This is a genomic window from Acinetobacter proteolyticus (assembly GCF_000367945.1).
GTDB lineage: Bacteria > Pseudomonadota > Gammaproteobacteria > Pseudomonadales > Moraxellaceae > Acinetobacter > Acinetobacter proteolyticus.
In genome coordinates, this window is record NZ_KB849179.1 from 1,207,972 (window position 1) to 1,230,168 (window position 22,197).

A 22,197-nucleotide genomic window follows, 5' to 3' on the forward strand; every position below is an offset into this window, starting at 1 on the left:
CAGTAAATACAATGCATAAGATTTTCGGCTTAGGCTTATTGAGCTTGATCAGTATCGGTTTAAGCGCATGTAGCGGTTGCCCCATGATTGCAGGTTGCAATGGCACCGATCGATCACCTTACTTTATCACCCCGATGAACAGTCAGGCTCGAGGAATTCCTGTTCCTCCTCAAACCAAATTGACCTATCAATCACAACACTTTAGACAGACCCATCAGCAAACTCATGCTTTAGAAGAACAAAACCTAACAGGCATCGCCTTGCCTGAAAATACTGCAATCCTTTGGGGAGGTATGCCTATTGATAAGTTTTTTCAATTTTCAAATCCCGAAATGAAGGGCTTTAGCGTCTATCCTGCAATAGGCTTTAAATCAGAACAATCGAATGCATTTCTAAATTTATGGAAAAGTTGTGAAAGTGATTTAAGCATTTACCTAAAAAACACCAATGACTGGTCATTTAATCCATCTAATATGGAGATACGAGGCTGTGGCCACTTTCAACAACGTAGTGAATATATAGATGATGAACTACGTCAAAATCAAGCTGATGATTTTCTTAGAAAGATCAATCAAGCCTTACAACAATTACCTAAACAACAGAACTATCCCATCATCCAAAGACCAAGCAAATAGTCAAAACAAAACAGCCTGCTCAAAAGCAGGCTGTTTGGCTAGATAAATGCCAATTAAGCTTTACCGATAATGCCACGCGCCACGATTTCTTTCATAATCTCGTTGGTTCCGCCATAAATACGCTGGATACGTGCATCAACAAAGAAGCGTGAAATCGGGTATTCAGTCATATAACCGTAGCCACCAAATAATTGCAGCAAGTTATCGGCTACTTTCATTTGCATATCAGTACTAAAGCTCTTCAAGGCTGCTGCCGTTTCCACATCCAACTTGCCTTCATTGTATAAAGCCACGTTTTGATTATAGAAAGCGGCTGTTGCCAACTCGTCAATCTTCGCTTGTGCCAATACAAAACGTGTATTTTGGAATTGTGAAATTGCCTGACCAAAGGCTTGGCGTTCTTTGACATACGCTGTTGCTAAATCAATTGCGCCACGAATTGCACCTAAAGCGGTAGCTGCAATCGCAGTACGCTCACGCGGAAGCTCTTGCATCAAATAAGCAAAACCTTGCCCTGCTTGACCCAACAATTGATCTTTCGGTACTTTGACATTATCAAAGAATAACTCTGAGGTGTCTTGTGAATGCAAACCAATTTTGTCGAGGTTAGTTCCCTTTTTAAAGCCATCTAAATGCGTGTCAACTAACATGAGTGACACACCTTTGGCACGTGCTTGTGGATCAGTTTTTACTGCCAGAACCACCAAATCAGCATGCTGACCATTTGAAATAAAGGTTTTTGAACCATTTAACAGATAATGATCATCTTGCAGGATGGCACTGGTACGCATTGCTTGTAAGTCTGAGCCCGCACCTGGTTCAGTCATACCAATGGCACCGACCACTTCGCCTGACACCATTTTTGGTAACCAGTACTGTTTTTGTTCTTCTGTTGCAATGTGCTGGATATACGGCGCAGCGATTTCAGAGTGACATGAAATCGCGGTTGATAATGCACAGTAGCCTGCACGTGCAGACTCTTCAACCAACATCAATGAATAATGCGTTGGTACACCATAACCACCATATTCTTCTGGGACATCAACACATAAGAATCCATTTTCGCCCAATGCATTCCATACTGAACGCGGCATAATGCCTTCACGTTCCCATTGCTCATAATGCGGTGCAATCTGCTCGCTCATAAAGCGTTTAAAGTTGTCGCGGAAGAGTTCCAAATCCGAATCGTAAGCTAACATCATTATTTCCTTTCGCTTTCATTGTTCTTAAAAATTCGTTCGCAGTCATGCTAATAACTTTTAGATGGGATGTCATGTCCCGTTTACATCAAATCACTAGACTGATTCGGTCAATAATTTTTTTTGCATCGGCTATCTTTAGATCACAGTTGTTTATCGATTAAACAGCTTGTTGGTTTTTTTATGCTACACAGCTCAATTTTATGTCATATTCGTTTTATTCTTTGTGACAACCTTCAATACGACCATGAACACAAAACGTAATATCTATAAAACCGCAGAACATCCATTTGCTCAGTATGTTCGTATTTTAGGTAAGGGCAAAACTGGTTCTCGTTCGCTCAGTTATGAAGAAGCCTATCAAGCGTTTAGCATGATTTTAAAAGATGAAGTCTTGGATGTGCAGTTGGGTGCATTCTTAATGCTACTGCGTGTTAAAGAAGAATCCGTCGATGAACTGGCTGGTTTTGTCCAAGCCACGCGTGATCAACTCAACTTTCAGCCCCTTGAGGTCGATCTTGACTGGTCTTCTTATGCAGGCAAGCGTAAGCACTATCCATGGTTCTTATTGGCAGCACTCACTTTAGCGCATCATGGTTACAAGATTGTGATGCATGGTGCATCGGGGCATACCATTAATCGTGTCTATACTGAACAAGTTTTACAGTATCTAGGCTATTCAATTTGTCAAAATCAACAGGAGGTTCGTGAGCAACTTGAACAGCACAACTTTGCCTACCTGCCACTGGAAGCCATCTCACCTATTTTAAGTGAATTGATCTCGCTACGAAATGTGATGGGCCTACGTTCTCCAATCCACACTTTGGCACGCCTGATTAATCCATTTAATGCCAAAGCGACCTTACAAGCGATCTTCCACCCTGCTTATCGGACTTCACATCAACAGACCGCGTTTCGCTTGGGTTATCAAAACAGTGCAGTGATTAAAGGTGAAGGTGGTGAGTTTGAACGTAATCCTGATGCCAAAACTTTGATTTGTGGCATTAAAAATGGTGAACTATACGAACACGAACTACCAAAGCTAACACCTGATCGTAGCCCAATTGAAGAAGAACTGGATCTAACTGTGTTTAAAGCAGTTTGGCTGGGTGAACAGACGCATGAATATGGTGAAATGGCAGTCATTGAAACCATGGGAATCGGGTTATATACCATGGGTATCGTCAATAACTATGATGAAGCAATGGATAAAGCCAAAGTGCTATGGGAAAAGCGTCTAAACTAAACCCAAATGGCGATTTCAAGTAAAAGAAATCGCCATTCATTGAATAAAATATACAGACTATTTTATAAGTTTTTCGATTCAAGGATTGAATCTCTCGTAATCACAATAGAATCAGCAATAACTTTACTTTTTTTGAAAAGACCACCCACAACAAGCCGGCACGAAAGATTATCTGTTAATAACGCCTCAATCTGCTTCTTCCTGAGACAGGTATTCATGGATTCATCTTCACACACTTTAAAAGTACCCGATGAAATATACATCTCATGTTCAACATGCTCTTCATCAATCGAAACAGATCCGACGACGACATAATCTTGTATTGGCCTGCATTTAAAATGTGAATATTTATAGTTTTCCTTAAGATACAAATCGCTTAAGTTATTTTTCGTCATCATCTCAAAACTGAACAAGTCTCCACTGATCCCATCAAGTCGAGAATAGGTTATTTTTCCTAACTTGACATCTTGAACGGTTTTACTCTTTTCATTTGTAGGAGAACTACATCCTGCAAGAACAAAACTGAATAGTACGATTTGCTTAAGGATCAATTGACCAATCTCACGTTTCACTTTTTGCTCAACTTTAGAAACCCGTATATTTTAGCTACAGCACAATAGACCATTTAAATGCACTTAATCTTCAATATAATAAAAATCTGGCCAAAACGGATATTCCTGGCCTGAAGAATGAATATTTCTTAAGCTCAATTGATCGCCTATTTTGATTGTAATCTTGTTCGGATCGTGAGGCCCCGAAAGATAGGCATCTCGTTGTTGACCTATAAGGGTCTTACAATATGCATGATGCGCTTTGATTCTTTGGGAGTTTCGCATTGTTTGCGCCTCCTCCACCTGAATCCCAATTAATAACATGGGATAACCATCGTTTTTTATACTTGTATATTGAGCTTGAGGTGAAGTGTATTGCTGACTCGCAACAACCTTCACATTGAGTAAACATTCAATGGGTTGTTTGGCAAAAGTTATGCTTGTATTAAAGATAAAAAATACAGTTAAAACGATTTTAAGATCGATCCTATTCATTATTTTTCGCGCCAAATATCGCCATGACTATTTTTCATTGCTACCCTGTGCTCATCATTATACTTCTTTCTAACAAAATCTATTGAGTGAGCTGTTATTATTAAACTGAATAGTAAACACTACCCAAATGAATTTTATTGTTCACAATACGATATGTCTGTCAAACAGTTAAAGTGAGAATAAATGTTGGATCAAGACCTTCAAACAAGCAATATTAAAACAATAATATCTAAATATAGAAAAAATCGTTTTAAGCAACCATTTTATATCGGTATGGTATTAGCCATCACGCTAGGCAATTACCCTTCAGCATACGCACAAAATGACCTCACATTAACCGTATCCAATCAATTAGAACTTGCCAATCAGGGCAACACAGCAGCTCAAGTTTATATTGCAGATTCATATTACATGGGGAGAAATGGTTTTCCGATGGATGATAAATTAGCACTCAAATATTATCTTTTAGCTGCAGATAAAAACCATGCTGCAGCTCAATATATACTTGCGACAATGTACCTTGAAGGCGAAGGAACCACTGTAAACCAGCAGCTTGCTTTTAAATATCTAGAAAAATCAGCATATAACAATTTATCTCAAGCACAATTTGCATTAGGCTTATGGTATCAAGATGGGGATGATTTTTTGAAAGCGAATCCGCAAAAAGCGAAATATTGGCTAAACAAGGCGGCTAAAAATAATTCTACTCAAGCCCAAATCGAGTTAGAAGAGTTAATGCAATAAAAATGCCCCGCTCTTTGGGGGCATTCTCAATCATTCAATCCGTATTAAACAAAACGAATTGGCTTAAATTCAGGTTCGTTGTGGTGATGATCATCATCACACTCCTCACCGTCTTTTTTGGTGCCACGATCGATATAGCCACTGCGCTGTTCTTTTGGCAAATGTTCCATTTCCCATGCATACACCGCTTGCATACAGATTTCACGCTGTTCTTTGGTTAATGCAATACCATTTGGCCATTTACCAATTTCAACAGCAGTACGAAGACGCTCAACAATTTCAGGATTTAAAATAGCGAGCATTTGTTCAATATTCATGAGTCATCCTGCTGAAAAGATTCAAAATCTTGATTCCACCCCAATTTGGTACGACATGCCATATAGAAGTCATAACCAGGTGGATGTAATAAGCTTAGTTTAAACGGATGTTTGCGAATATGCACAGTATCACCAACATTTAATGCAACACTATGTTGACCATCGGCACTGACCATCGGCAAAACACGATTTTCCCGAATGGTAATCTTCACCTCACTTTGCCCACCGACAACAATTGGTCGTGATGACAAAGTATGTGGATGCATTGGAACCAGTGCAATCGCATCCATACTCGGATGCAAGATTGGTCCACCACCTGAAAGTGAATATGCAGTTGAACCTGTTGGCGTTGAAACAATCAGGCCATCACTATGCTGACGATAAACATATTGCCCATCAATATTCAGTTCAAAATCGATCATATGAACCGATTTCCCTGAATGCAACACTACATCATTCAATGCAATTGCATCATAAATCGTTTCACCATTGGTTCTGACTTCCATTTCCAACAAGAAACGGCGATCCAGCTGAAACTGACCTTGCAAGACCTGATCAAGCTTAAATATCGCTTCTGCTGGCTTAATATCGGTTAAGAAGCCCAGTCGACCACGGTTGATGCCGATTACAGGGGTATTGTGTCGAACCAATGCACGTGCAGCATGCAGTAACGAACCATCCCCTCCGACAACCACGACTAAATCAACCACTTCACCCAGTAAATTTCGGCTAACGGTCTGCCCATGACTATAAGGCACCAGTTTGGCTGTTTCCTGATCAAAAACGGGGTTTAAGCCTAAAGTGATCAAATGATCATGAATTAAACATAACGTTTCTACTACAGAATATTTGTCTGGTCGTCCAATTAGACCAATATTTCGAAAGGATTTATGTGAAATTTGCACGAATAATTCAGCTCCGTCGCGATTACTGACTATCATATCATTAACAACCAATGTTGCGTTGATGATTGATTAAAAAGTATAAAAATGTCTATCCGTTGTTTTTTTATACGATTAATGTCAACACATCCTTAAACTTTTTATTACATGTAGCTATTTATTCACAGTTTTATGATTGCAAAATGACAATAAGCTATCGCATCATTACCGACATTGTTTTGGTTTTAACGCAAATCTATGAAGTTTGAACGTGGTATTGGTTTTCTAGCACTCATTTTTTCAATGTTAGTGATAGGTGTCTTTGTTGCTTTTAGTATCTATCTGATCCGCTTGGATAATATTATTCGTGACAAGTTTGAAGGTCAGCGTTGGGACATCCCTGCCAAGGTGTTTGCTCGCCCATTAGAAATCTATTCTAATGCACCGATTACCCAAGAGAATTTTACCCAAGAGTTAAAATTACTGGGTTATAAAAACACAGCGAATTACGACAAATCAGGTAGCTATGTGGTACAAGGCAACAAAATGTTTGTGCATACCCGTGGCTTTGATTACGGTGATAGTACAGAGCCTGAACAAGTGCTTGAACTTGCCTTTGCTGATGGACAGGTCAGTGAAATTCGCTCAACCAAACCTTCAAATACAGGAATTGCACGTTTAGAACCTTTATTGATTGGCGGTATTTATCCGCAACATAATGAAGACCGTGTTCTGATTAAGCTGAATAAAGTACCCAAAACTCTGATTGAAGCGTTAATTTCAACAGAAGACCGTAATTTCTACCATCATCATGGTATTTCAATTCGCGGTACAGCCCGTGCTTTGGTCAGTAATGCGACTGGTGGTCGCCGTCAAGGTGGTTCGACCTTAACGCAACAGTTGGTTAAAAACTTCTATCTTTCCCCAGAGAAAACACTGAAACGTAAAGTCAATGAAGCACTCATGTCGCTGTTGATCGAATTACATTACAGTAAAGATGAAATTCTGGAAGCATATTTAAATGAAGTAAACTTGGGACAAAACGGCAGTTATTCAATCAATGGCTATGGTTTGGCATCACAATTTTATTTTGGCTTACCGTTACGTGAACTGAATATCTCACAACAGGCATATTTAGTTGGTCTGGTTCAAGGTCCTTCTTTGTATAACCCTTGGCGTAATCCAGAATCTGCAAAAAAACGTCGTGATGTTGTATTAAATAACATGAAAGTCATGGGCTACTTAACCGAAGCTGAATACCAAGACGAAATTGCCCGTCCTTTAAATGTGGTGAGTAAACCAACCTTAGGCCCTGCAAAATTCCCAGATTTCCTTGATATTGTCCGTCGTCAACTTCGAACTGAATACCAAGAAAGCGATATCACCAATCAAGGTCTAAGAATCTTTACCACACTTGATCCAATTGCACAGACCCAAGTCCAAAATGCCTTTAAGAGCACCGTGGATCGTTTAGCCAAAGCCAACCCTGCCCGACTGAAAAACTTGCAAGGTGCTGTTCTGGTTGCGCATCCAGAAAATGGTGAATTGGTGGCTGCCGTTGGTTCAACCCAAGATTTTACTGGCTTTAACCGTGCGCTGGATGCTAAACGCCAAGTGGGTTCTTTGTTAAAACCAATTATTTATTTAAATGCGATTGAATCTGGTCGCTACACTTGGGCAAGTCCAATCGAAGACAGTGCAGTCAATATTCCGATTGATGGCGATAAAAGCTGGACACCAAAGAACTATAGTGGTGGTGAACATGGTGTTGTGCCGATGCAACAAGCCTTGGCTAACTCGTATAACCTTTCTACAGTACGTTTAGCCAATGAGTTTGGTTTATCTGCATTCAGCAATAAATTAAGACAGTTTGGCGTCAGCTCAGACATTCCTGCCTACCCGTCGATTTATTTGGGTGCCGTGAATATGTCACCAATGGAAGTATTAAGTATTTACGGCAATTTTGCGACAGGTGGCTTTAAATATCCACCACGCTCGATTCGTACCGTTGTGGATGCCAAAGGACATTTACTGGATCGTTATGGCTTAAATGTGCAACAGACCATTGATCCTGCTGCTGCCTACATTGTTAACTATGGCCTACAGCAAGTAATGCGGTCTGGTACGGGCCGCTCAGCCTATAACAGCTTACCTGAATCACTCAATTTAGCAGGTAAATCTGGAACCACCAATGACACCCGAGATTCATGGTTTGCGGGTTATTCTGGTAATCATGTAGCTGTCGTATGGTTAGGTCTGGATGACAATAAAGTAACGGGCTTAACTGGTTCATCAGGTGCATTGCCCGTCTGGACCAATGTGATGCGTCAATTGCGCCAAGAACCTGTCAACCTACGTCAAACGGACAATGTCCAATGGCAATGGATTGACAGCGCCAGCGGTGATTTATCAGCACAAGGTTGTGATGGTGCAATGTATATTCCATTGTTGCGTCAAACCGTGCCACGTCGTGCCACCCTTTGTGGCCAATCTCACTACGAAGTCGAGCCGACCTATATTCCACAGTCGGAAGAAACTCCTGCTGATGATCATAATGACGGTATCAGCAACTATATTCGCGAAAGTGAAAACCAGATGGATACAGATTTATCTAATCGTCAACCAAGCCGCGTGATTTCAAGCGGCAGTTATAGTGGCGACAACTAAGTCGACAAAAGGATACTTGGCATGATGAAAAAAATTACGGTGATCACTGGCTTATTGTTATTAGCAGGCTGTACCACAACACCTGAAAAATCGACTAAGCCAGCAAATCAATCGCCCACCCACAATTCACAGAACAAGAAGGTCACTCAACCTTCTTCAGGTGTAAAAATTACACCTTATGAACAGAAAGAGATTAAACGCCAAAGTGTGCCTGTAGTTGTGCCACAGCAAAAAGTTCAGCAAAAGTTTAATGACGGCAGTCAACTGCCCGCATTTAAAACCTTAATGCAAAAAACGCAAGTGGCGTACAAGCAGCAACAACTTGCTGAAGCTGAACGTTATGCTCTACAAGCACAACGAATTGCACCGCAAGCAACGGAAACCTATTTGTATTTGGCAATGATCGCTGATCAGCGTAAAGAATATGCCAATGCCGAAGCACTGGCACGCCGTGGCTTGAGTTATGCACAAAGCAATGCTATGAAGAAACAGCTCTGGCTGATCATCCTGAAAGCCAGTGAAGCCCGTGGGCATACCATTAAGGCTCAGGAAGCACGCAGGACTATTCAGACACTCTGATCTTAGCCAGTTGAACTAAACTGACGAATCCCTGCAAGCCCATAAGCATGATGCTTTTGGGCTTGTTCTAAATCTGCAGGAGCAACACCACCTAAGGCAAATACAGGAATATCACTGTTCTGTGCCAGTTCTGCAAAACCATTCCAACCCAATCCCTGTACTTCAGGATGCGTTGCTGTCACGTTTACAGGACTTAAAAATACCGCATCACAGCCAATTTGATGTGCATGCTGCAACGACACAGCATCATGGCAAGCCGCAATAAAACGTTTCCCTACAATCATTTCAGCCTTATTTAAATCCATCAATTGTGATTGTTTCAGGTGAATGGTTTGAATTTTGGCTTGTAGATCACTGCTCAACTGCAGCCAAAGCGCATAATTGACAATTAGCCTTGAATATTGTGCATCGGTTAAATGCTGCAATTGTGACTCAATCTGAAGCTGATCCTCTAAAGATGTACGCCAATAGAACAAGGTATTCTGTTCCGATAAGTGACTGAGTTGATCATTGATTTGAATCAAATGTGGCCAACTCAAGCGCTGTAAAATTGCAGCATTGGCTTTCGGGAAATTTAAGTTAGCCAACTGATCACGGTGATACCAAGCCCACGGTTGATGAATAAGCCCAAGTAATTCATCAGGTACATAAGCATGGAATAAATGCAGATTAACAATAAGGTCATCATATTCATGACGAATCAGATCAAATGCATGCCAATCTTTTAGACCAATGCCAACTTCTTCATAAATTTCACGGCGACAAGCCTGCTCAGGGCTCTCTCCTGGTTCGACTTTTCCGCCAGGAAATTCATGTTTGTTACCCTGATGTTGGTTTGCTTGTCGCCAACCCACTAAAACTTTAGTTTTGTGTAATAAAATTGCGATCGCAACATCAACTGTAGCTTTTGTCATAACCGTTTAAATTCTCTCAGCTTTTCAGATTCATTCTAAGGAATTCCACGTGGCATTCCCATGTCAAAAAATAAAATTAATAGATGATTTTGTAAATTGTTAAAATTTCCGTTGACAGGTCTATTCGATAATGATTATCATTTAAAACATTAAAAAACACACCACGGAGCATAACAAATGAACGCACCATTCAGCCTATTTACTCGTAGTACCGATGCAGCTCAATCATTGCCAATGTTGCATTCAAACAACCTTTTTGCCTTAGGTCGCGAAATCCGCATCATGCATGCAGGTGAGGAATATCGCTTACGTTTAACCCGTAATAATCGCCTGATTTTAACGAAGTAATATAATAATAATCGGACAATAACAAGAAACGTGGGAATAGCAGTATGTCAGCGCATACTGCTTTTTTAGTTGGTTTGCTCAAATTCATTTAAGCAACTGAGCTTTTAAGCAATATGCTGACTTTTAGACCACCATATTGAGACTGTTCAAATTGAATTTTGCCTTGATGCAACTCGACAATTTTGCTGCAAATCGATAAACCCAAGCCAGAGCCTTGTGTTTTGCTTCCCAAAGCCCGATAAAAGCGTTCACCCAAACGTGCTAAATTTTCTGTATCCATCCCTTGGCCTTCATTTTCTACAATCAAAGCCAAATATTGCTGCTGTTGCTGTAAAGAGATATAGACTTGTCCATGTTCTGGCGTGTATCGAATAGCATTGTCCACAAGATTTCGAGCACAGGTAAAGATCAGTTGCTGATTTGCAAGAATCTGGCCCTGCAGATCTGCTGCAGCCTGCCAATACAATTGAATATGCTTCTCTTTTGCGAATAAGTGAAGTGCCTGTATTGCCTCGTCAATATTCTCCTGCAGCGAAAAATAAGTCTTCGGCAAATTTTCCGCACGCTCTGGGTCTAAACGTGCCAATAACAATAAATTCTCTAAAATTTGAATACCTCGACTCACATCCTGCTGCATTTGACTAAAATCAGCTGCGCGTTCTGGATATTTACGCTGCAATAACTGCAAACGCATTTGAATCGCAGATAAAGGTGAACGTAACTCATGCGATGCATCTGCGGTAAAACGTTGTTCAGCCTGTAGAGACTGGTCTAAGCGTTGTAATAAGCGATTGAGCTGACCCAACATCGGTTGCAGTTCTTTTAACTCCACCTCACCCGCTTGAACAGGGCTAAGATCATCCGCATTCTTGGCCGAGATTTGCTTTGATAATTGATGAATCACACTAAATTGACGCTTGATCAGGAAATGCAGCATGATCCACTGCATCAACCACACCAAAATTAAGACCAGTGCATATCCCATAAAACTATGCAGCAAATCTTGAAAACGCTCTTCTAAAGGTTGCAATATCAACACTTGCATATGCGAATTTTCATCTTCACCCGCATAACTTCGCCAGAGCTGACCTTTCTGCCAAATCAAACCGTAGTCGCCATGTGCGGCCTCAACCAAGCTGTAATACTGTTGATCGAGTTGAAAGTCTTCTGACTGGGTGAGTACTTGCTGCTGATTGCTTAAGCGATATTGAATATCAAACTGATCACTGAGCTCATCAATTTGCTGCCCAGAGGGGGTAGTTAAATCCGCGATAAGCAGCATATCTGAAATCTCATCCATGATTTCGTCTTGTACTTGCATGGTTTGGTAAGCAGAAATGACCGCGAATAAAAGCAATGCCACACATCCTGCAACAACGGAGCTGATTAAAGAGGTTTTAACCAGTTTGTTTTGTAAAGACACCACTTTCATGCTGTTATTCCTGATGCATGCGATAGCCTAAACCACGAATGGTTTTAATATATTGCCCGCCAATTTTCTTCCGAATCTGATAAATAAACACTTCAATGGCATTACTTTCAATTTCATCCCCCCATGCATATAAGGATTCTTCCAGTTGTTCCCGTGTCAAAATATGATCGGGCTTCAGCATGAGTTTATGCAAAATCTGAAATTCTTTCGCGGTCAGATTAATGGCCTGCCCTGCTTTGTTCAGTGTTTTGGCTTGTGGGTCTAGCTGTAAATCGGAAAAATTCAGGTACTGTCCCGCTTGGGCTTGATGCTGGCGTAATTGTGAACGAACCCGTGCCGAGAGTTCCTCCAAGTTAAATGGTTTCACCAAATAATCATTGGCACCCAAATCCAAACCTTCGACCCGATCATGAATATGATCTTTGGCGGTAATAAAAATAACCGGGGTTTTACTGTCCTGACGGCGAATCGCTTTCAGAATGTCATCCCCTGTGGCCTGTGGTAAGCCCCGATCCAATAAGATGCAATCATATTGATGCTGTTCAACTGCCAAGATCGCATGATCACCACGCTCCACCCAATCGACGCTATAACCATCCATCTCTAACCAGTCTTTAATACTCTCTGCCTGAGAGGCATCATCTTCAGCCAATAAAATTCGCATAAATAACCCTCTCTCTTGATCTATAACATTTTTCTAAAAATAGAGCATAAGCAAAAAACCACATGATTGTCATGTGGTCTTTTGGGATCATCAGCTTGCTTAGAATTGAACTTGATCTACATCAACCTCAACACGCTTGGCTGGTTTATAATCAATATCAATTTCGCCAATCAAGGTCACAGGCGTTTTTGCCGATACAGCTTTACCTTGCCATAAGTCATCATCAATATCGACGGTGATTGAACCGGTTTGATCACTAAACTGATATTTCTCATCGCCAGTAGCCTTCACCACATAACCTTTTAATTGCACTGGCGTATCATCTTTCATCGTCAATGCTTGTTTAACTGTAGTCGTTTGAGTTGGTGCTATCGCCTGTTGATTCACAGCATTTGTATTTGCAACTGCAAAAGTTGTCACACCAACCAAACCAGCAATTACTGCAACTTTAGAAATAACATTCATCTTGATACCCTCATTGTGGCTTCTTCATTTCGATGTAGCTATTAAAACAAATCAAGATGAGGTGAATCTGAAGATTCAAATTTTCTGTTTAACTCAGAGGTACCACGCGTAAAACTTCCTCCAAAGTGGTTACCCCTTCAAGGACTTTACGTGCCCCTGCAATACGTAAGGGCTCAATCCCTTCTTTTTTGGCCTGTGCTCTTAAATCATTGAGTGTGCAATTTGCACTGATCAACGACTTTGACTCCAAACTCACTGGCATGAATTCATAAATGCCAACACGACCTTTATAACCGGTCTGACGACACGCCTCGCACCCCACGGCTTTATACATTGTGGTCGGCATATCCATCATGTAATCAAATGTCAGGTGTTCCCATTCTTGCTCATTGATGGCGGTTTGCTGTTTGCAATGCGGACACAGGCGACGCACCAGACGTTGTGCTAATACCCCTAAAATTGTAGCTGCGGTAAGGAACGGCTGGATTCCAAGATCATGTAAGCGAGTCAAACTCGACGGCGCATCGTTAGTATGTAAAGTGGAAAGGACTAAATGCCCTGTTAATGCCGCTTGTATCGCCATATTTGCAGTATCGTGATCACGAATCTCACCCACCATGATAATGTCAGGGTCTTGCCGCATTAAAGCACGTACACCATCCGCAAAACCTAATTCAATATTTGGATTGACCTGCATTTGGTTAAAGCTTGGTTCCAACATCTCAATTGGATCTTCAATGGTACAAACATTGACCTGTTCGGTTGCCAGTTGTTTTAACGATGAATACAGCGTGGTGGTTTTACCTGAACCTGTCGGGCCTGTCACCAAGATAATGCCATGACTGTGCTGCGTCAGTTGCTGCCAGCTCTGCAACAAATGCCCTTCAAAACCCAATTGCTGGAAACTACGAACCAACACTTCTGGGTCAAAGATACGCATCACCAATTTTTCGCCAAAGGCGGTAGGTAAGGTGGAAAGACGCAATTCTGTTTCTTGCCCTTTCGGTGTACGCGTTTTTAAGCGTCCATCTTGCGGTTTTCGCTTTTCCGCCACATTCATACGGCCCAAGATTTTAATGCGCGAAATTACCGCGGTGAGCGTATTGGCAGGCATGTTGTAGATGGTGTGCAATACCCCATCAATACGAAAACGCACCTTACCTTTATCTTTCCTTGGCTCCAAATGAATATCACTGGCGCCTTGCTCGAATGCGAATTGCAGCACCCAATCCACCAGCTTCACAATATGCTGATCATTGGCATCTGGGTTTTGGGTATCACCTAACTGCAATAAAGCCTCAACGCCTTTATTTTCCCGATCATAAATACTGGCATTCTGCGATGAATTGACCGCCCGACTGACTTGATAATATTCAACCAGATAACGTTGCAGTTGCTCGGGATTGAGCAGCACTTTCTCAATTTTCTTTGGCGCTAAACTCCGCTCCAAGTTATTGAGCCATTCAGTGGTAAAGGGCTGATCCGTCCCAATCAAAATCCGATCTGCATGTACTTCAACCGCTAGAATATGGTTTCTAGCTGCAAATTCTTGTGACATGACACTGGTTAGAGCAGCCACATCTGCTTTGAGCGGATCAATCACAAATAAAGGAATATCTGCTTTTTCAGCCAACCATTGACACAAGCGATTGAGTGCTAGCGTAGAACCCAGATTGAGTTGATCTTTTAAATTAAAATTGGCAATCCACTGCAAAGGATGCCATTTCAGTTGATCCTTCTGACGATGTGTGGTTTGGATGAGTAACTTATCCCGTTCAGTAATACGACCATCTTTCAATAGTTGCTCTAAACACCACGTCACATCAATCGTAAACGAAAAGTTTGCAAATTTTGCCTGCGCTTGTATCACCGTCAGTTCCCCAAATATATGACTCAATTATTTTTTTAAAGTTTTTAGCTTTGCTCTACAGCGACAACTGTGACACTCCGATCATCCACTGTAAATCGAATATTCAATTCTGAAAAACACATACCATAGACCCGCGCAGCATCATCTTGATACGCTGGCCTTGGATCTAAAGATAACACTTGTTCCAGTTCATCGAATATCTTTTTATCCAAAATCCTGTGCTTTAATAACTGTTGTTGCTGTGACTGTGCAGTTTCCGTCCACAATACTGTTTTTCGAACTGGCTCTTGTTGGGCATAACCACTGACCGAGTCTTCAATCGAATCGGAATATTGGATATACGGTTTGATGTCTAAAATCGGTGTCCCATGGAGTAAATCACTGCCCATAACATAGAGGCGAACTGCTTTACCTTGCTTTTCAACCCGTAAAAAACGTACCACTGACAAGCCGATGGGTGATGGTCGATACATGCTCCGAGTGGCAAAAACACCAACTTTCTGATTACCACCGAGTCGTGGTGGACGTACTTGTGGACGAAATTTAGACATTTGATTCAAAGAGTTATCTTGATTTTTGTTTTCATGGAACTGCCATAGCAGCCACAAATGACTAAAATCTTCGATTCCCTCAAAAGCCAAAATATCGTTATAAGGCTCCACCATCTCTATATAGGACTCGACTTGTACGAGGTTTGGCTGGCGTGGGATGCCAAATTTCTCACGATATGGAGAATGCATATGGCCAATGATCGGCATGACTACTGAATTGCTCATCACTTTTTCTTATAAACACAATTAAATATATTCAGTTTATCGAGAATGATTTTAGATTAGAATAGCGATCTGTTTCTTTTAACTGTGATCGAGACCTTTAATGGCTGCTTTTAACGTTGAACGCATTACTCATGTTCACCACTGGAATGACACGCTTTTCAGTTTTAAAACTACACGCGACACCAGCTTACGTTTTAAAAATGGTCAGTTTGTGATGATCGGCCTTGAAGTGAATGGTAAGCCTTTAATGCGTGCTTATTCGATCGCGAGTGCGAATTATGAAGAAGAACTCGAATTCTTCTCTATTAAAGTACAAGACGGTCCATTAACTTCTATCTTACAAAAAGTACAAGTGGGCGACGAGATCCTGATTTCTAAAAAGCCTACTGGCACTTTAGTACACGACGATTTATTACCAGGTAAAAATTTATACCTTTTATCTTCTGGTACTGGACTTGCTCCATTCCTTTCCCTGCTTCGTGATCCTGAAACTTACGAAAAATTTGAAAAAGTGATTATGGTTCACGGTACACGTTATGTATCAGAACTTGCTTATCAAGATTTGATCTTAAATGAACTCCCGAACCACGAGTTCTTTGAAGAACTCGGGATCAAAGACAAACTGATTTACTACCCGACTGTGACACGTGAACCATTCCACACTCAAGGCCGTGTGACCACAGCAATTGAAACTGGCGAATTGTTTGAAAAAATTGGTTTACCACGTTTCAACCGTGAAACTGACCGTGCTATGCTTTGTGGTAGCCCTGCCTTTCTTAAAGATGTTGCAGCGTTACTTGATCAACATGGTCTGGTTGAATCACCGCGCATGGGCGTGATGGGTGACTATGTAATTGAACGTGCATTTGTTGAAAAATAATTTTCAATTCATGTAAGAAAAACCGAGGTTTAAACCTCGGTTTTTTATTTTATATTTAGCTTATTTTTATTTATATTAATTTTTATAAACCAATTATTTAAAAAAACTAAATATAATAAATTAAGCTGCCTCTAAATGAATTAAGCGCTCGATATAATACCAACACTCTTCGATTTGAGCACGATCCTTATTTACTTTAGCATAAGCAGTCATACCATCAAGTATATTGATATACATTGCAGTAAGTACATGTGGCTGGAATACCTTAGCCTTTTCAAATAGGTTTTCAATCAACCCCATGATCCACTCACGATATTCAACAATGGGACCGATAATGGAAGGATATTGTTGTAATATTTCCAACGAAGCTTTTTGAAACATACAACCATGAAAATCATCTGAGTTGAACCAAGACAAATGCCAAAAATATATTGCCTTGATTTTCCCCAAATAATCATCTTCTGCGATTAAGCTAATTTCATATTCAATTGCATCTTGAATACTTTTATTTCTTCGAGACAAGCACTCTTCGATCAGGTTTTCTTTTGAAGGGAAATACTTATAGAAAGTCATTTTGGCAACCCCTGACTCACTAATAATTCGATCCACCCCCACAGTACTATAGTTATGACGGTTGAAAAGATCTAAAGCCGTTGCAATAATATCCTCTTTTTTTGACATTTTATTATCCTTTTAGAATTCTATCAAAAAACTTAATGCATTATTTAGACATAGTTTACATGCTGGAAAATTCTGGCCACTATGTATGATTTATCTTATTGTAAGAGCATTATAGAAAATTATATTTTCTTTATTGTTCCCTCTATAGAGTAAGTAAAAATCAGTCCTCATACAAGATCATTTGTAAAAAAATTTTACTATTTTAAAAAAATATTAAATATAGCGTGAAGCTATTCACCTTTTATTGACAGTTAAGTTAATTCATAAACTTTCTTACTATTTTTTAGCCTTTTTAATAAATTGATTTCACAAAAAAATCATTTTATATTTAAACCATCCAATAAAAAGATATTTGGTTGAACCAATAGTTATTCATAAGCAACCAAAGATAATCTAACTAAATAATTGGAAAAGCAATAATATTATTAATTCATCGAGTACAAGACTATGCCAAAAACATTTGAAAACTTTAACGACCCAAGACAAAATGCTATTGAAGGAATGAAGAATAGTATTTCAATTGATTTGTGGAATAAGAATTTGAATTTCCTGAATGAGCTCCGTGCAGAAATTTCAAATCATCCTGTTTCACGTCATCCAGCCATTCAACTTTTAAATGACGGCGTTATTGATAAAGAAACTTTGAAACATATTCATTTAGAATATCGCCATGCCATTGTACAGGTATTTACGGATGCTTTATTGATGGCGCAATTTCAAAGCAAGCAACTAGAACCACGCTTATTATCAGGTTCTAAAATGTTTCCACGCTTTTTACTTAATCTTAATATTCTGGATGAGTTCGGTTTCCGCCCAGGTCTTGATCAAGAAGGTTACTATTCAGGTAACCCGGAATATGCACACTACCCTTTATTTGAAGATGTGCTAAATGACTTTGAGCTGAGTCAATCAGAACGTAATGACTATCAACCCTCTTTAATTGCGCAACGTGTTCGTAACTACTTAGAAAACTCATTTGATAGTTACCAAGCAGTAGCTGCTTTATTGGCAGTCGCAGAAGAAGAAGTGATTCTATTTAGTCCTGCATTACGTCAGGCAACCAATGCTGTTGGTTTTGATGTCGATAGTGGTTATTACTATGTGCATGGTGTGTCACATGATGCAACCGCTGAAGCAGCGGACGACGATCATGAAGATGATTTATGGTTTGTATTGGCACAAGCTTGTGTTGAATCTGAATATGCCTCGATCCGCCAAATTTGTCTTGAATATTGCGATTTATGGGAACAGTTCTGGGATGAACAAATTGCCTATTATGGCGCATTCAAAAAACTGGCTTAATCTTTTTTGCTCAAGGAAGCCATCTTCAACTTTTAGTTGAAAGATGGCTTTTTTATATCTTGGAGACCGATAATATCGTTAGCCTAAATGCCTAATCCTTTGCTGTAGAGATGAATTTAACCGAAGCTAAGCTACAATTTACGATATAATTCAACTTTCTTTCCCGCAAACGTTTCGCGCATGTTTTCACAATTTGATGTTAACTTATTGGTTCTGCTGGTTTTATTGGGTTGCGGTATCTTTAGTCAAAACACGGCAGTAACGATCGCAGCTGCATGCCTGATCTTGGTCAAACTGACTCCTCTAAATCAGTTTTTCCCCTATATTCAAAATCATGGTTTGAATATTGGCATTATTATCCTGACCATTGGCGTCCTTGCACCGATCGCAAGTGGAAAAATCAGCGGTGAAAGCATCCTGAAATCATTTATCAGTATTAAATCATTGGCTGCAATTGCGGTTGGATTATTGGTGGCTTGGCTTGGTGGACGCGGCGTTAAACTGATGAGTAATCAACCTGATGTGGTTGCGGGGCTTTTGATTGGAACCGTGGCAGGTGTAGCGCTATTACGCGGCGTACCTGTTGGCCCACTGATTGCCGCAGGGATATTGTCCTTGCTGATTGGTAAATCTTGATTAGAATAAAACTCTAAAATAGAAACTTATCACGCGTTAAAAGATAGGTAGTGGTATTGCCACTACCTGATAACCAATAATCGCTAATTACTGTTCATAATATAGGGTGCGTAACTTAGAAAACTTTTCCAACTGCTTAATAAAGCCTTCAAAATAATTCTTTTCCTTATCTTCACTACGATAACCCGCATAAAGCTTCCGTCTTAAACCTTGTGCAGAAACACAGTCTAAGCGACGACTGACCACCCAGCCCTTTTGTTCATATTCATTCACCACCCAATCAGGCAATGCCGCAATACCACGCCCACTGGCAACCAATTGGATCAACATTTGGGTCAAATCGGTGGTCCGAATATGTTTGGGTTGAATATTGGCTGGGATAAACAAATGCGCCATGATATCAAGACGATGTTTATCGACAGGATAGGTAATCAAAGTTTCTTCTGCCAAATCTTCGACCGTAACCTGCTCTGCACGCACCAACGGATGCGTATTGGAAAGCACTAAACGAGATTCATATTCAAAGATTGGAAAATACTCAATGCCTTTTAACGCAATTGGATCAGCAGTAATCAGCAAATCAAATTCTGCATTTTGCAATAACTCATGCGGATTCGATTCAAAACCTGCTGCAAAATCTAAGTCCACATCAGGATATTGCTGGCGATATTGATTGAGTAATGGCATGAGCCAATCAAAGCAGCTATGACATTCTGATGAAAAAATAATTCGTCCCGTTTGCCCATGTACGATGCGGGTAATATCGGTTTGTGCAATTTGTACTTGAGGCAATACATCATCTGCCAGTTTCAGTAAACGTTCCCCCACATTGGAGAAGCTCACTGGACGACTACGACGATTGACCACTTCAACCCCATACCAGTGATCCAATTCTTTTAACTGATGTGAAATAGCCGATGGCGTAAGACATAAATCGGTGGCCGCAGCGACCAATGAACCATGCTCTCTTAAAGCGAGTAATGTTTTTAAATGACGGAGTTCTAACACGACTACTACCATTATTGAATTTAATTCATCTTAGCACAATATTAATTAATTTGTCTCAACTTGGTTTTGTTTCATCATCCTTTATCTTAGGGTTGTATAAAAACGCTGCATAGAAAGTGCTGCTGGTACTTCGATACATTGGTATTTAAAAAATTTCAGCTTGAGCTGAGAACATTTCATGGAATTAAAGCGCTGCCAGCTTTTAAAACTTTTACAATAAACAATTCACTTTGCAGACCATGCCTACAATGACCCATCCAAGTCAAAAGACGCTTGAACGCCAAACACTCAGCCTACCTGAAGGACACGACAAACTGTTGCTGCATTCATGCTGTGCACCGTGTTCAGGCGAGGTCATGGAAACCTTGATTGAGTCAGGCATCGACTTTTCGATCTTTTTCTATAATCCGAACATTCATCCAGTCAAAGAATATTTAATCCGTAAAGAGGAAAATATCCGATTTGCCGAAAAGCATAATATTCCTTTTATCGATTGTGACTACGACACGGATAACTGGTTTGCCCGTGCCAAAGGCATGGAAAATGAGCCTGAGAAAGGTATTCGCTGTACCATGTGTTTTGATATGCGCTTTGAACGTACTGCTCTATATGCCTATGAACATGGCTTTAGTCTGATCAGCAGTTCGCTTGGAATTTCACGTTGGAAGAATATGCAGCAAATTAATGATTGTGGTTTGCGTGCAGCGGCGCATTATCCAAATATTCAATATTGGGATTATAACTGGCGTAAACATGGCGGCGCGGTACGTATGCTAGAGATCAGCAAGCGTGAAGAGTTCTATCAACAGGAATACTGTGGCTGCGTTTATTCACTCAGAGATAGCAATCGTTGGCGTGTGAGCAATGGTCGTGATCGCATTAAATTGGGTGTTAAATTTTATAGTAATGCGATGGATGGTGAGTCAAATCAATAAAAGTAATGTCGAAATAAAAGGCTAATTCAAATGAATTAGCCTTACCGCTTCTTAATTTACAGCAACACTGATAATGCTATAGAACTGATTGCTTGGCTTTTGCTTCGCATCGACCGCTTCACTGACTTCAATCAAATACTCGCCTGCTTTGGCAAAAACTAAATCAGCACTGCCATCTGCTGCTGTCTTTAGACTAATGCTTTGCTTATCGGTTGCTCCTTTAGCACGGATGACCACATTGGCATTGACCAATGCTTGATTGGCTTTCGATGCTTTAATTTTAATTGTTTGATTGGCTTTTAGCTCACTTGGATGAGTTAAAAACTCAACTTGAATCGCTGCTGTGCTTGCCTGCACTGGCGTGTTCTTCTCTTTAGACACATAAGTCAATAATGTCCATTCCCGGGTAATTTCAACAGGCGTAAATTTTTTCGCTTTTAAATCCGAAGGAATGACAAAATCACGTTCAGCTTTAGCAGGTGCTTTGTCTGCTGGCATATCAAAGAACATTTTCCATTCTTTTTGATCTTGTACATATTTCAATGGATAACTAGCACTGGTTTTAACACTATAAGTTCCAGCTTCGGGCAACTTTAAATCAAATACGGTTGCCGAACCCAATTTAGACTCTGCTGCAACTGTGGTTTTACTGTTATTCGGGCTGGTGACTTCAAACTTCGCATCTTTTAATGCATATTCACTTTGCAAAGCTTCTTCTGCATAGCCCGAGATAATTGCGACTTGGGTTTGTTCAGTGGTATACGCAAGTGGCGCAACATAGGGTTCATGAGCAAAGCTATAACCTGAAGCAAGCAACAATGAACTGATCAATAATTTTTTCATTCTCTTTCCACCCTTTATAAAAATTCAGCTAAAAAACGTCTGCTTTGCATTATACATAAATGAAAATAATTATCATTCAATTAATCAAATTTTATGCTACCTCTCCAAATCAGTTGAGATAAAAATTGT

At 40.2% G+C, this 22,197-nt stretch carries 24 protein-coding genes; 10 read left to right on the forward strand and 14 right to left on the reverse strand.

What is annotated here, in order from left to right:
* The first annotated feature begins 11 nt into the window (after nucleotides 1-11).
* The gene (locus F993_RS11040; RefSeq protein WP_004653919.1) at nucleotides 12-635 is read left to right on the forward strand and encodes a hypothetical protein; all 624 of its coding nucleotides are present in this window, start codon (nucleotides 12-14) and stop codon (nucleotides 633-635) included.
* A gap of 53 nt (nucleotides 636-688) precedes the next feature.
* Here the strand turns inward: F993_RS11040 and F993_RS11035 are convergent, their stop codons facing one another.
* The gene (locus F993_RS11035) at nucleotides 689-1,834 is read right to left on the reverse strand and encodes an acyl-CoA dehydrogenase family protein (protein WP_004653920.1); all 1,146 of its coding nucleotides are present in this window, start codon (nucleotides 1,832-1,834) and stop codon (nucleotides 689-691) included.
* 247 nt (nucleotides 1,835-2,081) lie between these two features.
* Here F993_RS11035 and F993_RS11030 point away from each other — a divergent pair, with 247 nt between their 5' ends.
* A complete protein-coding gene (locus tag F993_RS11030) occupies nucleotides 2,082-3,080 on the forward strand; it encodes a glycosyl transferase family protein (RefSeq protein ID WP_004653921.1) in 999 nt (332 codons plus the stop codon).
* 62 nt (nucleotides 3,081-3,142) lie between these two features.
* Here F993_RS11030 and F993_RS11025 read toward each other — a convergent pair whose 3' ends face one another.
* The gene (locus F993_RS11025; RefSeq protein ID WP_004653922.1) at nucleotides 3,143-3,652 is read right to left on the reverse strand and encodes a hypothetical protein; all 510 of its coding nucleotides are present in this window, start codon (nucleotides 3,650-3,652) and stop codon (nucleotides 3,143-3,145) included.
* 63 nt (nucleotides 3,653-3,715) lie between these two features.
* A complete protein-coding gene (locus F993_RS11020) occupies nucleotides 3,716-4,126 on the reverse strand; it encodes a hypothetical protein (protein WP_004653924.1) in 411 nt (136 codons plus the stop codon).
* A gap of 183 nt (nucleotides 4,127-4,309) precedes the next feature.
* Between F993_RS11020 and F993_RS11015 the strand changes: the two genes are divergently transcribed.
* The gene (locus tag F993_RS11015; protein ID WP_004653925.1) at nucleotides 4,310-4,870 is read left to right on the forward strand and encodes a tetratricopeptide repeat protein; all 561 of its coding nucleotides are present in this window, start codon (nucleotides 4,310-4,312) and stop codon (nucleotides 4,868-4,870) included.
* Between the two features lie 44 nt (nucleotides 4,871-4,914).
* On the opposite strand, the gene F993_RS11010 is transcribed toward F993_RS11015, so the two are convergent.
* Both F993_RS11010 and F993_RS11005 read right to left on the reverse strand, forming a co-directional pair.
* Complete coding sequence (locus F993_RS11010) at nucleotides 4,915-5,187, reverse strand: YeaC family protein (RefSeq protein WP_004653926.1); 273 nt, start codon at nucleotides 5,185-5,187, stop codon at nucleotides 4,915-4,917.
* Complete coding sequence (locus F993_RS11005; RefSeq protein ID WP_016539850.1) at nucleotides 5,184-6,092, reverse strand: NAD(+) kinase; 909 nt, start codon at nucleotides 6,090-6,092, stop codon at nucleotides 5,184-5,186. The genes F993_RS11010 and F993_RS11005 overlap by 4 nt, the downstream gene beginning before the upstream one ends.
* 234 nt (nucleotides 6,093-6,326) lie before the next feature.
* Here F993_RS11005 and mrcB point away from each other — a divergent pair, with 234 nt between their 5' ends.
* Nucleotides 6,327-8,735: a penicillin-binding protein 1B gene (mrcB, locus tag F993_RS11000; protein WP_004653928.1), complete on the forward strand. Its 2,409-nt coding sequence runs from the start codon at nucleotides 6,327-6,329 to the stop codon at nucleotides 8,733-8,735.
* 21 nt (nucleotides 8,736-8,756) lie between these two features.
* The gene (locus F993_RS10995; RefSeq protein ID WP_004653930.1) at nucleotides 8,757-9,314 is read left to right on the forward strand and encodes a tetratricopeptide repeat protein; all 558 of its coding nucleotides are present in this window, start codon (nucleotides 8,757-8,759) and stop codon (nucleotides 9,312-9,314) included.
* Nucleotides 9,315-9,316: 2 nt separating this feature from the next.
* On the opposite strand, the gene F993_RS10990 is transcribed toward F993_RS10995, so the two are convergent.
* Complete coding sequence (locus tag F993_RS10990; RefSeq protein ID WP_004653931.1) at nucleotides 9,317-10,228, reverse strand: thiamine phosphate synthase; 912 nt, start codon at nucleotides 10,226-10,228, stop codon at nucleotides 9,317-9,319.
* A 177-nt stretch (nucleotides 10,229-10,405) separates the two neighbouring features.
* Here F993_RS10990 and hemP point away from each other — a divergent pair, with 177 nt between their 5' ends.
* On the forward strand, nucleotides 10,406-10,576 hold the full coding sequence (hemP, locus tag F993_RS10985; protein ID WP_004653932.1) for a hemin uptake protein HemP: 171 nt from the start codon (nucleotides 10,406-10,408) through the stop codon (nucleotides 10,574-10,576).
* 88 nt (nucleotides 10,577-10,664) lie between these two features.
* On the opposite strand, the gene F993_RS10980 is transcribed toward hemP, so the two are convergent.
* From F993_RS10980 to tsaA, 5 genes are all read right to left on the reverse strand, one after another.
* Complete coding sequence (locus tag F993_RS10980) at nucleotides 10,665-12,008, reverse strand: sensor histidine kinase (RefSeq protein WP_004653933.1); 1,344 nt, start codon at nucleotides 12,006-12,008, stop codon at nucleotides 10,665-10,667.
* A 4-nt stretch (nucleotides 12,009-12,012) separates the two neighbouring features.
* A complete protein-coding gene (locus tag F993_RS10975) occupies nucleotides 12,013-12,672 on the reverse strand; it encodes a response regulator transcription factor (protein WP_004653934.1) in 660 nt (219 codons plus the stop codon).
* A 99-nt stretch (nucleotides 12,673-12,771) separates the two neighbouring features.
* The gene (locus F993_RS10970; RefSeq protein ID WP_004653936.1) at nucleotides 12,772-13,137 is read right to left on the reverse strand and encodes a NirD/YgiW/YdeI family stress tolerance protein; all 366 of its coding nucleotides are present in this window, start codon (nucleotides 13,135-13,137) and stop codon (nucleotides 12,772-12,774) included.
* Nucleotides 13,138-13,225: 88 nt separating this feature from the next.
* Nucleotides 13,226-15,004 (reverse strand): type IV pilus assembly ATPase TfpB, encoded by a 1,779-nt coding sequence (locus tag F993_RS10965; protein ID WP_032812709.1) that lies wholly within the window; start codon nucleotides 15,002-15,004, stop codon nucleotides 13,226-13,228.
* A 47-nt stretch (nucleotides 15,005-15,051) separates the two neighbouring features.
* Nucleotides 15,052-15,765, reverse strand: a complete 714-nt coding sequence (tsaA, locus tag F993_RS10960; RefSeq protein WP_004653938.1) for a tRNA (N6-threonylcarbamoyladenosine(37)-N6)-methyltransferase TrmO — start codon at nucleotides 15,763-15,765, stop codon at nucleotides 15,052-15,054.
* 118 nt (nucleotides 15,766-15,883) lie between these two features.
* Between tsaA and F993_RS10955 the strand changes: the two genes are divergently transcribed.
* Nucleotides 15,884-16,663 carry a ferredoxin--NADP reductase gene (locus F993_RS10955; RefSeq protein ID WP_004653939.1) on the forward strand — a complete coding sequence of 260 codons (780 nt, stop codon included), beginning with the start codon at nucleotides 15,884-15,886 and terminating at the stop codon, nucleotides 16,661-16,663.
* A gap of 120 nt (nucleotides 16,664-16,783) precedes the next feature.
* Here F993_RS10955 and F993_RS10950 read toward each other — a convergent pair whose 3' ends face one another.
* Complete coding sequence (locus tag F993_RS10950; RefSeq protein ID WP_004653940.1) at nucleotides 16,784-17,344, reverse strand: TetR/AcrR family transcriptional regulator; 561 nt, start codon at nucleotides 17,342-17,344, stop codon at nucleotides 16,784-16,786.
* A gap of 447 nt (nucleotides 17,345-17,791) precedes the next feature.
* Here F993_RS10950 and F993_RS10945 point away from each other — a divergent pair, with 447 nt between their 5' ends.
* Nucleotides 17,792-18,646 (forward strand): hypothetical protein, encoded by an 855-nt coding sequence (locus F993_RS10945; protein WP_004653941.1) that lies wholly within the window; start codon nucleotides 17,792-17,794, stop codon nucleotides 18,644-18,646.
* A 180-nt stretch (nucleotides 18,647-18,826) separates the two neighbouring features.
* Nucleotides 18,827-19,282 (forward strand): DUF441 domain-containing protein, encoded by a 456-nt coding sequence (locus tag F993_RS10940; protein WP_004653942.1) that lies wholly within the window; start codon nucleotides 18,827-18,829, stop codon nucleotides 19,280-19,282.
* Between the two features lie 87 nt (nucleotides 19,283-19,369).
* Here F993_RS10940 and F993_RS10935 read toward each other — a convergent pair whose 3' ends face one another.
* The gene (locus F993_RS10935; protein ID WP_171066042.1) at nucleotides 19,370-20,290 is read right to left on the reverse strand and encodes a LysR family transcriptional regulator; all 921 of its coding nucleotides are present in this window, start codon (nucleotides 20,288-20,290) and stop codon (nucleotides 19,370-19,372) included.
* 239 nt (nucleotides 20,291-20,529) lie between these two features.
* Here F993_RS10935 and F993_RS10930 point away from each other — a divergent pair, with 239 nt between their 5' ends.
* On the forward strand, nucleotides 20,530-21,225 hold the full coding sequence (locus F993_RS10930) for an epoxyqueuosine reductase QueH (RefSeq protein WP_004653945.1): 696 nt from the start codon (nucleotides 20,530-20,532) through the stop codon (nucleotides 21,223-21,225).
* A gap of 51 nt (nucleotides 21,226-21,276) precedes the next feature.
* Here the strand turns inward: F993_RS10930 and F993_RS10925 are convergent, their stop codons facing one another.
* Nucleotides 21,277-22,068 (reverse strand): DUF4198 domain-containing protein, encoded by a 792-nt coding sequence (locus tag F993_RS10925; RefSeq protein WP_004653946.1) that lies wholly within the window; start codon nucleotides 22,066-22,068, stop codon nucleotides 21,277-21,279.
* Nucleotides 22,069-22,197 lie beyond the last annotated feature (129 nt).

Coding starts and splice junctions, on each gene's coding strand:
- F993_RS10990 (WP_004653931.1), bottom strand. CDS start 10,228: ATGACAAAAGCTACAGTTGATGTTGCGATCGCAATTTTATTACACAAA.
- F993_RS10955 (WP_004653939.1), top strand. CDS start 15,884: ATGGCTGCTTTTAACGTTGAACGCATTACTCATGTTCACCACTGGAAT.
- F993_RS11020 (WP_004653924.1), bottom strand. CDS start 4,126: ATGAATAGGATCGATCTTAAAATCGTTTTAACTGTATTTTTTATCTTT.
- F993_RS10980 (WP_004653933.1), bottom strand. CDS start 12,008: ATGAAAGTGGTGTCTTTACAAAACAAACTGGTTAAAACCTCTTTAATC.
- hemP (WP_004653932.1), top strand. CDS start 10,406: ATGAACGCACCATTCAGCCTATTTACTCGTAGTACCGATGCAGCTCAA.
- F993_RS10940 (WP_004653942.1), top strand. CDS start 18,827: ATGTTTTCACAATTTGATGTTAACTTATTGGTTCTGCTGGTTTTATTG.
- F993_RS10970 (WP_004653936.1), bottom strand. CDS start 13,137: ATGAATGTTATTTCTAAAGTTGCAGTAATTGCTGGTTTGGTTGGTGTG.
- F993_RS11040 (WP_004653919.1), top strand. CDS start 12: ATGCATAAGATTTTCGGCTTAGGCTTATTGAGCTTGATCAGTATCGGT.
- F993_RS10975 (WP_004653934.1), bottom strand. CDS start 12,672: ATGCGAATTTTATTGGCTGAAGATGATGCCTCTCAGGCAGAGAGTATT.
- F993_RS10925 (WP_004653946.1), bottom strand. CDS start 22,068: ATGAAAAAATTATTGATCAGTTCATTGTTGCTTGCTTCAGGTTATAGC.
- mrcB (WP_004653928.1), top strand. CDS start 6,327: ATGAAGTTTGAACGTGGTATTGGTTTTCTAGCACTCATTTTTTCAATG.
- F993_RS10950 (WP_004653940.1), bottom strand. CDS start 17,344: ATGTCAAAAAAAGAGGATATTATTGCAACGGCTTTAGATCTTTTCAAC.
- F993_RS11035 (WP_004653920.1), bottom strand. CDS start 1,834: ATGTTAGCTTACGATTCGGATTTGGAACTCTTCCGCGACAACTTTAAA.
- tsaA (WP_004653938.1), bottom strand. CDS start 15,765: ATGCCGATCATTGGCCATATGCATTCTCCATATCGTGAGAAATTTGGC.
- F993_RS10995 (WP_004653930.1), top strand. CDS start 8,757: ATGATGAAAAAAATTACGGTGATCACTGGCTTATTGTTATTAGCAGGC.
- F993_RS11015 (WP_004653925.1), top strand. CDS start 4,310: ATGTTGGATCAAGACCTTCAAACAAGCAATATTAAAACAATAATATCT.
- F993_RS10930 (WP_004653945.1), top strand. CDS start 20,530: ATGCCTACAATGACCCATCCAAGTCAAAAGACGCTTGAACGCCAAACA.
- F993_RS11030 (WP_004653921.1), top strand. CDS start 2,082: ATGAACACAAAACGTAATATCTATAAAACCGCAGAACATCCATTTGCT.
- F993_RS11010 (WP_004653926.1), bottom strand. CDS start 5,187: ATGAATATTGAACAAATGCTCGCTATTTTAAATCCTGAAATTGTTGAG.
- F993_RS10945 (WP_004653941.1), top strand. CDS start 17,792: ATGCCAAAAACATTTGAAAACTTTAACGACCCAAGACAAAATGCTATT.